At 72.3% G+C, this 11,804-nt stretch carries 10 protein-coding genes; 4 read left to right on the forward strand and 6 right to left on the reverse strand.

Annotated features, from left to right (window positions below; genetic code table 11):
* Positions 1-19: 19 nt before the first annotated feature.
* Positions 20-1,219 (reverse strand): aminotransferase class I/II-fold pyridoxal phosphate-dependent enzyme, encoded by a 1,200-nt coding sequence (locus AC1DDU_RS14485; protein WP_477435267.1) that lies wholly within the window; start codon positions 1,217-1,219, stop codon positions 20-22.
* A 115-nt stretch (positions 1,220-1,334) separates the two neighbouring features.
* Here AC1DDU_RS14485 and AC1DDU_RS14490 point away from each other — a divergent pair, with 115 nt between their 5' ends.
* From AC1DDU_RS14490 to AC1DDU_RS14500, 3 genes are read left to right on the forward strand one after another with little or no spacing between them, the layout of a single operon-like run.
* Positions 1,335-3,035: a S1C family serine protease gene (locus tag AC1DDU_RS14490; protein WP_477435269.1), complete on the forward strand. Its 1,701-nt coding sequence runs from the start codon at positions 1,335-1,337 to the stop codon at positions 3,033-3,035.
* A gap of 47 nt (positions 3,036-3,082) precedes the next feature.
* Positions 3,083-4,357 carry a CDP-glycerol glycerophosphotransferase family protein gene (locus AC1DDU_RS14495; RefSeq protein ID WP_477435271.1) on the forward strand — a complete coding sequence of 425 codons (1,275 nt, stop codon included), beginning with the start codon at positions 3,083-3,085 and terminating at the stop codon, positions 4,355-4,357.
* Positions 4,354-5,805, forward strand: coding sequence for a CDP-glycerol glycerophosphotransferase family protein (locus tag AC1DDU_RS14500; RefSeq protein ID WP_477435273.1), 1,452 nt, complete (start codon positions 4,354-4,356; stop codon positions 5,803-5,805). Before AC1DDU_RS14495 ends, AC1DDU_RS14500 begins: the two co-directional genes overlap by 4 nt.
* Positions 5,806-5,817: 12 nt before the next feature.
* Here the strand turns inward: AC1DDU_RS14500 and AC1DDU_RS14505 are convergent, their stop codons facing one another.
* Positions 5,818-6,843 carry a glycosyltransferase family 2 protein gene (locus AC1DDU_RS14505; protein ID WP_477436845.1) on the reverse strand — a complete coding sequence of 342 codons (1,026 nt, stop codon included), beginning with the start codon at positions 6,841-6,843 and terminating at the stop codon, positions 5,818-5,820.
* 108 nt (positions 6,844-6,951) lie between these two features.
* On the opposite strand from AC1DDU_RS14505, the gene AC1DDU_RS14510 reads away from it, so the two are divergent.
* Positions 6,952-8,232: a CDP-glycerol glycerophosphotransferase family protein gene (locus tag AC1DDU_RS14510; RefSeq protein ID WP_477435275.1), complete on the forward strand. Its 1,281-nt coding sequence runs from the start codon at positions 6,952-6,954 to the stop codon at positions 8,230-8,232.
* Positions 8,233-8,241: 9 nt separating this feature from the next.
* Here the strand turns inward: AC1DDU_RS14510 and AC1DDU_RS14515 are convergent, their stop codons facing one another.
* The 4 genes from AC1DDU_RS14515 to AC1DDU_RS14530 form a co-directional block, all read right to left on the reverse strand.
* Entirely contained in the window at positions 8,242-9,627 is a 1,386-nt protein-coding gene (locus tag AC1DDU_RS14515; RefSeq protein ID WP_477435277.1) for a maltokinase N-terminal cap-like domain-containing protein, read from the reverse strand.
* Between the two features lie 84 nt (positions 9,628-9,711).
* The gene (locus AC1DDU_RS14520) at positions 9,712-9,948 is read right to left on the reverse strand and encodes a hypothetical protein (protein WP_477435279.1); all 237 of its coding nucleotides are present in this window, start codon (positions 9,946-9,948) and stop codon (positions 9,712-9,714) included.
* Positions 9,949-9,982: 34 nt separating this feature from the next.
* Entirely contained in the window at positions 9,983-10,891 is a 909-nt protein-coding gene (locus AC1DDU_RS14525; protein ID WP_477435281.1) for a hypothetical protein, read from the reverse strand.
* Positions 10,892-10,955: 64 nt separating this feature from the next.
* Positions 10,956-11,648, reverse strand: a complete 693-nt coding sequence (locus tag AC1DDU_RS14530) for a phosphocholine cytidylyltransferase family protein (RefSeq protein ID WP_477435283.1) — start codon at positions 11,646-11,648, stop codon at positions 10,956-10,958.
* Positions 11,649-11,804: the final 156 nt, after the last annotated feature.

Consider the following 11,804-nt stretch of genomic DNA (forward strand, 5'->3'; position numbering starts at 1 on the left):
GGCATCCGCGACGTCGCGGTCACCGCATGCCGGCCAGACGGGATGCCGCCTCCTCGAGCACGTCGACCCGTTTGCACGCCGCAAACCGCACCAGCTTCGCGTACTCCGCGCGGCGCGCTGGCGTCGCGAACGCGGTGAGCGGGATCGCCACCACCCCGGCGCGGTCGGGGAGTCCGCGGCAGAAGGTCGCGGCATCCGTCGCCCCGAGGGGGCCGGCGTCGGCGACGGTGAAGTACGACCCCGCCGGCGCGGACACGTCGAAGCCCGCCGTGCGCAGGCCCGCGCCCAGCAGGTCGCGCTTGGCGCGCAGGGTGTCGGCGATGCCGCGGAAGAAGTCGTCGCCCAGGCGCAGCCCCGTCGCGATCGCCGGCTGGAACGGGCTGCCGTTGACGTACGTGAGGAACTGCTTGACGGCCAGCACGGCGTCGATGAGCGCGGCGGGGCCCGAGATCCAGCCGATCTTCCATCCGGTGGTCGAGAACGTCTTCCCGCCCGACGAGATCGTCAGGGTGCGCTCCCACGCGCCGGGGAGCGTCGCGATGGGCACGTGCGGCTCGTCGAACACGAGGTGCTCGTAGACCTCGTCGGTCACGATGATCGCGTCGTGGCGTTCGGCGAGCCGCACCACCTCGTCGCGCACGTCGGCGCCGAACACCGCGCCGGTGGGGTTGTGGGGGTCGTTCACCAGGATGACGCGGGTGCTGTCGCTGACGGCCGCGCGCAGTTCGTCCAGATCGGGCTGGAAGTCGGGCCACCGCAGCGGCACCGTCACGAGCTTCGCGCCGGCCAGCGCGACGACCGCGGCGTAGGAGTCGTAGTAGGGCTCGAACACGACCACCTCGTCGTCGGGGCCGTCCAGGAGCGCCAGCAGCGCCGCGGCGAGCGCCTCGGTCGCGCCGGCGGTCACCAGCACCTCGCGGGCCGGATCGAGCCGCAGTCCGTAGAACCGCTCCTGGTGCTCGCAGACCGCGGCGAGCAGGTCCGGGATGCCGCGCCCCGGCGGGTACTGGTTCACGCCGTCGGCGATGGCGGCGCGGGCCGCCTCGAGCACCTCGGCGGGGCCGTCCTCGTCGGGGAACCCCTGCCCGAGGTTGATCGCGCCCGTTCGTGCCGCGAGGGCGGACATGTCGGCGAAGATGGTGGGGTGGATGGATCCGTCGGCACCGACGAGTCCAGCACCGGCGGCCGCGCGGTGCCACGCTCCGGGGATCTGTCGCATCGCTTCACCGTACCGGGCGGGCTCATCCCGGTTGCATAGGCGAGTCCCACTCGCGACATAAGAAACGCACAGCATCGGTGGGCACAGTGGTGAGTGCTTGGCAGAAGGAGCAACCATGAGCGACATCCAGGGCGATCGCCCGGAAGACCAGACCCCCGCCGTACCGACCCAGCCGGCCGCGGAGGCTGCGGCTCAGCCCGCCGCGCAGGCCCCGGCTCAGCCCGAGGCCCCGGCGCCCGCCCCGGCCGCGCCCGCCGCAGCGGATCCCGCTGTCGCGGCTCAGCCCGCCGCACCCGTCCCGCCGGCGCAGCCCGCGGCACCCCCCGTCCCGCCGGCGGCACAGCCGGCCGCGGCGCAGCCGACGGCAGCTCAGCCCGCCGCGGCGCAGCCGCCGCTGCCGACGCAGCCGGTTCCGCCGGCCGGGTACCCGACCGCCGCCCACGCCTACGCACGGCCGCAGGGTTACGCGGGGCAGCCCGCGCCGTACCCCCAGTCGTACGCCGGTCAGCCCGCGCCGGGCACGCCGGGCGCCGCCTTCGGCGTCAACCCGGCCGACGCGCAGCCCACCCAGCCGATCGGCGGTGCTGCGCCGGCGACGGCTGCGGCGCCGAAGAAGTCCTCGGGCGCCGGCAAGATCGTCGGTCTCATCGTGGCCGCTGCCATCGTCGGCGGCGCCGCGGGCCTGGGTGGCGCCTACGCCGGCGTCAACTGGTTCTCGCCGGCGAGCAACTCGCCGGCCGCGGGTCCCACCACGGTCACCGTCAACGACACCGAGTCGGTCAACCAGACCACCGCGATCGCGGCGAAGGTCGTGCCGAGCGTCGTGACCATCGAGGCGACGAGCTCGTCGGGGGCCGGCACCGGCTCGGGCGTCGTGCTCACCAAGGACGGCTACGTCGTCACGAACACCCATGTCGTGACCCTCGACGGTGCGACCGGTGACGCCACGATCCGCGTGACCACGTCGGACGGCCGCGTCTACGACGCCGAGGTCGTCGGGACCGACCCCACGTACGACCTCGCGGTCATCAAGCTGAAGGACGCGAAGGACCTCACCCCGATCTCGTTCGCCGATTCGAGCAAGCTCAACGTCGGTGACACCACGGTCGCCGTGGGCGCGCCCCTGGGCCTGGCCAACTCCGTCACGGAGGGCATCGTCAGCGCGCTGAACCGCTCGATCTCGATCGCCTCGTCGGCCGCGCCCGACACCGGCAGCGAGGACCAGCAGCAGCAGGACCAGGGCGACGGCCAGCAGAGCCCGTTCCGCTTCGACTTCGGTCAGGGCCAGCAGCAGCAGACGCCGACCGAGACGATCTCGATCTCCGTCATCCAGACCGATGCCGCGATCAACCCCGGCAACTCCGGCGGTGCGCTCGTCGACTCCGACGGCAAGCTCATCGGCATCAACGTCGCGATCGCGACGGCGGGCGGCTCGTCGTCCGACGGATCGGGCTCGATCGGCGTCGGCTTCTCGATCCCGTCCGACGTCGTCAAGCGCATCACCGGCGAGATCATCGAGAACGGCGCGGCGACGCACGGCCTGCTGGGCGCGAGCGTGAAGCCGGCGGCATCCGTCGAAGGCTCCACCATCACGGGCGCCTACATCGACAAGGTCGTCGACGGCGGCGCGGCGGCCGCGGCCGGACTGCAGAAGGGCGACGTCGTCACCGGCTTCAACGGCGTCCCGGTCACCGACGCCACCGACCTCACGGCGCAGGTGCGCGCCGCGGCGGCCGGCAGCAAGGCGGAGGTCACCTTCGTCCGCGACGGCAAGACCCAGACGGTCGAGGTCACGCTCGGAACGCTCGAGCAGTAATCCCCACCTCCCAGGGCGCCATCACGCGAGCAGGATAGGCTCGCGTGATGGCGTCCTTCTCGTTCGGCGCGGGGAATGCGCGAAAGCTCGCGACGATCCCGCTGTATGCCGCAGGACGCATCTTCACGTTCCTGGTGCCGCGTGTCCGCGACGAATGGGTGTTCGGCTGTGCGGTCGGCATCGGCGACGGCGCCCTGGCGCTCTGGGAGGCGTCGGCGACGGGTGGACATCGCGCGGTATGGCTGGTCGCGAATCAGCGCGAGGCGCGGGATGCCGCGGCCCGCGGCATCCCGACAGTGCCCAAGCGTTCGCTGCGGGGCCTGTGGCGTACCGCACGCGCGGGTGTGGTCGTCGTGACGCACGGGTTCGGCGACGTGAACCGGTACGCCGTGTCGGGGGCGTACGTGGTGCAGCTGTGGCACGGGATCCCGCTCAAGCGCATCGGGCTCGATTCGCCCGAGACGCTCCGGGTGCCGGGGCTGGTCGCAGGCACCGCCGCCGCCGGCCCCGTCCGTACGCTGCTGCGGGCGATGTTCCGTGCCGCGGCGCGGCGGATCGACGTGCTGCCGGCGGCCTCGCACGCCGTGCGCGGCCGGCTCGAGTCGGCGTTCGCTCTTCCCGACGCGCATGTGCCCGTCACCGGGGAGCCCCGCGTCGACGTCCTTTCGCGGGGGAACCCTGATGACCGGCGCACGGTCGCTCGCGCCGCGGTCGAGCGCGCCGCGCCGAGGATCGGTCCGTCATCGCGCCTCGTGCTGTACGCGCCGACCTGGCGTGACGGCGCGACCGATCCCGCGGTGCCGACCGCCGCGGAGTGGACCCGGCTCATCGAGGTGCTCGCGCACCACGACGCCACGCTGCTGGTGCGTTCGCACCCGCTCGGTGCAGGCGAGTACGCACCGCCGGTCCCGACCGATCGCGTCCAGGCGCTGGGCAGCGACGTGGTCCCGGACGTCACCCCGCTCCTGCCGGGACTGGACGCGCTCGTCACCGACTACTCGTCTCTCGCGTTCGACGCGGCGCTCGTGCCGCTTCCCACGCTCTTCCTCGCACCTGACGTCGACGAGTACGCGCGACGGCGGGGCTTCTACGGCACGTATGCCGACGTCGCCGGCGACGCGTGGGCGCAGGACTGGACCGAGACGGCCGCGCAGCTGGACGCGCTGCTGGGCGACCCCGAGGAGCGCGCGCGTCGCACGGCGCGCGCCGCAGCGCTCAGCGCGCGTGTCCACGCGTTCCGCGACGGCCGCAACGCCGAGAGGGTGTACCGTGCGATTCTGGCCGGAACGGCCGATGTCCGCCCGAGGGAAGGAACCGGATGACCGAGGCGCGCTTCACGACGGACGGGGGCCCGGCACTCGAGCTCTCGGGCGAGGGCGAACGGCCCGCTTCCGTCGAGTTGGTCGGCGCGCGCGCACGGGTCACGGCGCGGCTCACGGGTCGCGGCAAGACATGGCGGGCGACACTGCCGCTGCGGGCGTCCCGGTGGGGCGGGGCGGAGCTTCCGCTGCCGTCGGGTGCGTACGAGGTGCGGATCGCGGATGCCGCGAGCCGCGGCATCCTTCCCCCCGCCGCCGTGCCACTCACCCAGCTCGGCACCCTGCGGGCGACGTTGGAGGGGTGGGCGCTGCGCGTCGGGCCCCCGGTCGACCCGGCCTATGACTCGGGAGAGGGCCAGGACGCCCTCGAGCGCCGCTATGCGACGCGCCCCGCCACGGGGTTCGAGAACGCCGTCTTCTTCGAGAGCTTCTACGGGCGCAACGCCAGCTGCAACCCGCTCGCGATCGACCGCGAGCTCGCCCGCCGCGCGCCCGGCGTGACCCGGTACTGGAGCGTCGTCGATCTGTCGGTCGCGGTGCCCGAGGGCGCGATCCCCGTCGTCGAGGGGAGCCCCGAGTGGTGGCGGGCCCGTGGCGCGGCACGGCTGCTGGTGGTCAACGACTGGCTGCGCCGCCGTTTCGCGCGGCGCCGCGGCCAGGTGGTGCTGCAGACGTGGCACGGCACGCCGCTCAAGCGCCTCGCGCTGCATCGGCCCGGGTTCGACCCGCGGCGCATGGCGGCGGTGGTGCGCGAGTCACGCCGCTGGAACGTCCTGCTCGCGCAGAACCCCTACGCCGCGCGCATCCTCGGCAAGGCGTACGCGTTCCTCAGCCGTCCCATCTGGGTCGAGGGGTACCCGCGCAACGACGTGCTGACCGTGGGTGACGGCACGGCCACCCGCGAGGCGCTCGGCATCCGCCCGGGCGAGCGCGTGCTGCTGTACGCGCCGACGTGGCGCGACGACCGGGAGCAGATCGTCGACTTCGTCGACCCCGTCGCGCTCGCCGCGGCGACCGACGCCGTGGTGCTGGTGCGCGGCCACTCCCGGACGCTGCTGCCGGGGCGGGATGCCGAGGGGCCCCGCGTCATCGACGTCACCGGATTCCCCGACACCTCGCTGCTGCTGCTCGTCGCCGACGCGCTGATCACCGACTACTCGTCGGTGATGTTCGACTTCTCGGTCACCGGCAAGCCGATGTACTTCCTGGTGCCCGACATGGAGCACTACCGGGGCGAGCTGCGGGGCTTCTACTTCGATCTCGCCGCCCATGCGCCGGGGCCGATGGTGCGCAGCCAGGACGAGCTCATCGCCGCTCTCCGTGCCGATGACGCCGGGAAGTACGCCGACCGGTACACGCAGTGGCGGGAGAAGTTCAACGCGCGCGACGACGGCCGTGCCGCGGAGCGGGTGGTGTCCCGCATCCTCGATCAGGGCTTCATCGCCCCCTGACGCGGTGCCGGATCAGGGCAGCGGCGTGTTGCGGCTGCCCAGCCTCGACGTGTCGACGGTGTCGTGCGCGCCGCCGATCACGCCGAGCAGGAACCCCCATCCCCACGCCAGGTGCATCGAGGGCAGCACGGCGGCCGTCCAGAGCTTGTCACGCCAGCCGTGCCCGCCGCCCGATCCGAGGGCGACGGCGAAGATGAGGATCGCGTACGCGAGGACCGGCAGATAGACGACGGATGCCGCCACCGACCACCACCCCTGCAGCACACCGGTCAGCTGCAGCACACCGACGACGACGGCCAGCAGGATCGTGAGCACGAGGGCCGGCGGCGCGAAGAACCGCAGGGAGTTGCCACGGCCGAACCGGCGCACCAGCTCGCCGCGCCAGCGTCCGGTCGCCGAGAACTGCCGCACGAGCCGCGCCCAGCTCTCTCGCGGCCAGTACGTGACGGCCAGCGACGGGTCGAACCAGACCCGATATCCGGCTCGGCGGATCCGCAGGTTCAGCTCCCAGTCCTCGCCGCGGCGGATGCTCTCGTCGAACAGCCCGACCTCGTCGAGCACCGCGCGGCGCATCACGCCGAGGTAGGCCGACTCGGCCTCGCCCTCCTGCGTGCCGCCGTGGTAGGCGCCGCCGCCGAGGCCGATGGGGGAGTTGTAGGCGCGCGCCACGGCCCGCTGGAACGGCGTGCGCCCGTCGGCGCTCATGACGCCGCCGACGTTGGCTGCGCGCACCCGGTCGAGCGTGGCGAGCGCCCGGCGCGCATAGGTCGGATCGAGCTCGGAGTGCGCGTCGACGCGCACCACGGTGGGGTAGCGGCCGGCGCGGATGGCGAGGTTGAGGCCTATGGGGATGTCGGCGGCCGGGTTGTCGACCAGCACGATGCGCTCGTCGGCCGCAGCCAGCTGCTGGGCGAGCTCGGTGGTGCCGTCCGTCGAAGGCCCGAGGGCGAGGATCAGCTCGGCCGGGCCCGGCACGTCCTGCGCGAGCACGGTCTCCACGGCGCGCTGGAGGTAGTCCCGCTCGTTCAGCACCGGCATCACGAAGCTCACGCCGGCTTCGGCGGGGACGACCGGAGCGTCCCTGCGCCCGTGTTGCTCGACATGCACGCGTCGATCATGTCATGGCGCGCTCGATAGGCTGGAAGCGTGGGTCTCGTCTCGGATGCCAGGAAGGCCGTCGCGCTCGTCAGGAAGGCGGTGCGCAGCCGTTCCGCCGTCATCGACGTGCGGCGCACCCTCGCGGCGCGTCCGCCCCACCCGCCGCTGCACTACCGCGTCGCCGTGTACTTCGCCGACGGCGCGGTCAACATGTACCAGATGCGGCAGTGGTACAAGCCGCTTGCCGGACTCGCGAAGACCTGGCCGGTCGTGGTGCTCAGCCGCACCGCGACCGGCGCCGAGGCGCTGCTGGCCGACGGTGCGCTGCCTGTCGCGTTCGTGCCCACGGTGCGCGACCTCGAACGCTTCATCGCCAAGCAGGACATCCGTGTCGTGCTCTACGTGAACCAGAACACGCGCAACTTCCAGATGTTCCGGTACGGACGCCGCTGGCACGTGTTCATCAACCACGGCGAGTCCGACAAGATGTACATGACGACCAACCAGTACAAGGCGTACGACTACGCGATGATCGCCGGCGACGCCGCACGGGAGCGCCTCTCGCGCGTGCTGTGGGACTACGACATCGAGCGCCGCACGATCGAGATCGGCCGCCCGCAGGCCGACCACTACTCGGGCACCCTGCCGTACACGCCCGATGAACGCACGGTGGTGCTGTACGCGCCCACGTGGGAGGGCGATCGCCCCTCCGCCCACTACGGCTCGATCGCCACGCACGGCGAGGCGCTTGTCAAGGCGCTGCTGGCCACCGGCCGCCACCGCGTGATCTATCGCCCGCATCCGCGCTCCGGCGTGGTGGACCACGAGTACGGCGCCGCCAACAAGCGCATCATCGCGGCGCTGGCCGCCGCCAACACCGCCGACCCGGCCGCGCACCACGTCTTCGACGACGGGCCCGAGCTCGGGTGGCAGCTCGCCGCCGCCGATGTGGCGATCGTCGACATCTCGGCGATGGTCTACGACCGCCTGGCCGCCGACAAGCCGCTGCTGATCACGCGTCCGGCCGATCCCGCAGCCGCCATCGACACGCACGGCTACCTCTCGGCCTGCGAGTGGCTGGATGCCGCAGCCGCACCCGACATCGTCGCCCAGACGGCCCGCGTGCTCGACGACCCCGACGCGGTCGCCCGTCTGGACAAGTGGGTCGCGCACTACTTCGGAGACACGACCCCGGGCGCGGCCACCGCTCGCTTCCACGACGCCGTGCAGCGTCTGATGGACGACTGGGAGGCGTGGTACGCGCGCTCGGTCGCCGATGCGGAGGACGACGAGCCCGAGGAAGAGGCCGACCTGGACGAAGAGGGCTGAGCCGACCGCTCACGCCACCGCGGCGGGCCGCTCCACCAGTCGCGCGATGGCACCGAGCGGGATCGCGAGCCACGTCGGCCGGTTCCTGGCCTCGTAGAGGGCCTCGTACACGGCCTTGTCGAGCTCCAGGGCCGCCAGGAGCGGATGCCGCGGGTCGAGCCCCGTCCCCGACGCGGCGGCGTACCCCTCGACGAAGGACTGCCGCGCATCGCGCGCCCAGGCGCGGACGGGGTCGGCGGGACGGCCGGCATCGTCCAGGCCCAGCGAGCCCGCGACGTAGTCGAACGAGCGCAGCATCCCGGCGACGTCGCGCAGCGCCAGGTCCGGCTGCGTGCGCTCGCCCATGGGCCGCAGCGGTTCGCCTTCGAAGTCCAGTAGCACCCAGCCGCGCTCGGGGGAGTGCAGCACCTGACCGAGGTGGTAGTCGCCGTGGACACGCTGCAGCGGCGGCCACGCCACGCTCAGGGCGCGGCGGTACACCCCGGCTGCGGCATCCCGCAGCGGGGCGATCTCGGGCACCTCGGCGATCGCGATGGCCAGCCGTCGCTCCCACGTCGCAGCGGTGGCCTCGCGGTCGCCGGGGGTCGCCGCATGCGTGGGGAAGCACTCGGCCAGGGCGAGGTGCACCTCGGCCGTCGCGGTGCCGAGGGCGCGTGCTCCGGCGCGGAAGTCCTCGCCGCGAGCGGCGGCGAGGAGCGCCACCCGCCATGCGTCCTCGACGCCCGGCAGGAACTCCTGCGCGAAGGCGAGCGAGCCGCGCACGCTGCCGTGGGCAGTGGTGAGATCGGGCCAGGCGCCCTCGATCGAGCCGACCGGGCGCGGCACATGGGGCGATCCCACCGCCGCGAGCGCCTCCTGGAGCTCGATGTCGGGGTTCAGGCCGGCGTGGAGCTGGCGGTACACCTTGCAGATCACGGGAGTGCCGGTGCCCTCGTAGATGAGGGAGGTGTTCGACTGCTCGCCGCTGACCACGCGCGAGGACCGCGGCCCGGCGGGTTCGGCGACCGCGGCGGGCCGTCCGATGGCCGTGGTCTGTGGTCCGTGGGCCACCCCGCCGTCGGCGATGAGTCGCAGCAGCGCCTGCGCGTACGCGGTGTCGAACGGGCCGTCGATGAAGGTGGTTCCGGGGGACGGGCTGCCGATGACGTGGTCGGGATCGGCGTCGACCGTTTCGGTGGGCCGGGCGACGACGGGGATCTGGTAGAGCACGGCCGGGAGCGCACCCTCATCGGCAACGAGGAAGGTGCGCACGCGAGCGGCGTCCTGCTCGGCCTCCTCGTCGCCGGGGGTGAGATCCCACCAGGCGACCAGGCGGAGGCTCGGCGGACGCCCCTTCGCGGCGTACCACCGCTGCCGCGGCATCCAGGCCGCCAGGCACGCCAACGTGCTGTCCATACTTGCGAGGGTATGCCCGCGGGAGGAGTGTGTCGAGGACGCCGCTGCAAGCGCTTGCAGGTTCTCTTGCTCCGACTGTCGGGGCTACCCGTCTGCGTCGTCGCCCTGCGCCTCGGCGATCTCGATGACCGGGGCGACCGGGATCACGATCGACTCGACCGCCGGGGCGCCGCCGATCGCCAGGTCGCCCACCCCGAGCGTGCCCAGGTCGAGGCCGGCGGCATCCGTCAGGCGCTCCGCCAGGCTCTCGGGGCGCGCAGGCTCGGACGGGAGGCCGGCCCACTCGATGGGTTCCTCCGGGAGCTTGCTGAACAGACCCATACCCTCATTCTCACCCCGTCGACCGCCGCCGGGGTCAGTCCGACGGCGAAGATTCGAGCTCGGGCCTGCGGCGACGCACGACACTGCCGACCGCTGCGGCGCCTCGCGACACGCCGCCCACGACGACCTCGCCCGCGCGGCGGATGCCGCGACCGGCGATCCGCTCGACGCGGTCGGCTCCCGGGCGTGGTTCCAGTTCCGCGGGCAGCTGTTCCGGCGGTGCGCCGAAGGCCCGTCGTGATCCGGTGAGCACACGGCGGCCGAGGATGTTGTTGCCGGCGCCGCCGATCGCCGCGCCGATGCCGAAAGGCAGTGCCTTGCCGATCCACGATGCGCCGCCGCGCGCCGCGAACTGACGGATGAACGTGTTCTTGAGCCGGTCGACCAGCGGACCGACGGCGGCGCGGGGGAGCGTCTTGGTCACGGTCTCGCCCCAGAACGCCGAGCGCGTCGGGCCGCGACCGGCCGCTTGACCGGCCAGCTGCGCCACGAGGTCCACGCCCTCCTTGCCCAGCATGAGCGTGAGCACCAGCGCGCGGGCACGGTCGGGATCGGCGACGGGGATGCCGTGCACTTCGGTGACGGACTGCGCGAACAGCGTCGTCGCTTCGAGGAACGCCACCGTCTCCACGCCGCTGAGCGCGAGGGTGATGCCCGTCCCGATGCCGGGGACGACCGCCGTCGCGCCGACCGCGGCGCCACCGGTGGTCACGGCGGCAAGATAGCGGCGCTCCAGGATCCGCACGATCTCGGCCGGAGTCGCATCAGGATGCCGGAGCCGGATGCTGCGCAGATGCGCGAGCACGACGGGTCGCTGGATCGCCAGGACGCGGTCCAGCGCGCGGATGGTGAACGGGTGCTCGTCCGAACCGGCAGGCGGGAGCCCTCCCTGCCAGGGCGCATCGCCGGGCAGCGAGTGAATTCGGTGAACCTTGTCGGTCATCGCGCCGAGTCTATGCGTCGAAGCCTGAGCGTCGGCTCGGGCTTGACAGGCGTCGGCGAGAGGGTCAGACGTAGAGGTTCGCGCGCTCGAGGTCCTCCGCGAAGTCCACCTCGACGGCGTACAGATCCGAGATGTCGAGCGGCTCCAGCAGCACGCCGTCCTCGGCGATGGCCAGCTCGAGGCCGCGCTCGAAGTAGTCCTGGTCGTCGACGCGCGTCAGGTGGCGCATGAACGCCTTCTTGTCGGCGCTCGAGATGTAGTTGATGCCGACGGCCTCGCCGATGCCGCCCTTGACCGTCTTGGACAGCTCTTTGATGAAGCCCTCGGTGGTGACGGTGTACTTGACCTCTTCGTCGCTCACCTTGGAGGTGTTGACGGTCACGAACGACTGGTCGCGCTCGATGAGCTCGATGGCGCGGCCGAGCACGCGTGGGTCGAAGACGACGTCGCCGTTCATCCAGAGGACGCCGCCCTTGCCGGTCTTCGCGAGCGCGCGCAGCAGGCTCTTGGAGGTGTTGGTCTGGTCGTAGCGCTCGTTGTAGACGTAGTCGACGTGCGGGAACGCCTCGACGATCGTCTCGGCGCGGTAGCCCACGACGGTGGTGATCTTGGCGTCGTTGCCGAACGCGGCACGGATGTTGTCGTGCTGCTGCTGCATGATGCTGCGGCCGTCGCCGAGCTCGGTGAGGGGCTTGGGGAGGCTGCGTCCGAGACGCGAGCCCATGCCTGCGGCGAGGATGACGGTCTGAAGGGTCAAAGTCTGCTCCTGAAGTGCGTGATTCACTGCCGGTTCACCGGCGCGACACCCCTTCGTGCCTGAACCATGGTAGCGATGAGCGCTGAGAAGGTGCAGAATGAGCGGCTGCCGTTGTCGATTCGTGACATAACGCGGATGTCGCCACACGGCGAGACG

Source organism: Microbacterium sp. 05T445, from assembly GCF_056395865.1.

Bases quoted from the DNA above. Each gene is read 5' to 3' on its own strand.
- AC1DDU_RS14505 (WP_477436845.1), bottom strand. From the start codon at position 6,843: ATGCCGGTGCTGAACGAGCGGGACTACCTCCAGCGCGCCGTGGAGACC.
- AC1DDU_RS14495 (WP_477435271.1), top strand. From the start codon at position 3,083: ATGGCGTCCTTCTCGTTCGGCGCGGGGAATGCGCGAAAGCTCGCGACG.
- AC1DDU_RS14485 (WP_477435267.1), bottom strand. From the start codon at position 1,219: ATGCGACAGATCCCCGGAGCGTGGCACCGCGCGGCCGCCGGTGCTGGA.
- AC1DDU_RS14520 (WP_477435279.1), bottom strand. From the start codon at position 9,948: ATGGGTCTGTTCAGCAAGCTCCCGGAGGAACCCATCGAGTGGGCCGGC.
- AC1DDU_RS14525 (WP_477435281.1), bottom strand. From the start codon at position 10,891: ATGACCGACAAGGTTCACCGAATTCACTCGCTGCCCGGCGATGCGCCC.
- AC1DDU_RS14500 (WP_477435273.1), top strand. From the start codon at position 4,354: ATGACCGAGGCGCGCTTCACGACGGACGGGGGCCCGGCACTCGAGCTC.
- AC1DDU_RS14490 (WP_477435269.1), top strand. From the start codon at position 1,335: ATGAGCGACATCCAGGGCGATCGCCCGGAAGACCAGACCCCCGCCGTA.
- AC1DDU_RS14515 (WP_477435277.1), bottom strand. From the start codon at position 9,627: ATGGACAGCACGTTGGCGTGCCTGGCGGCCTGGATGCCGCGGCAGCGG.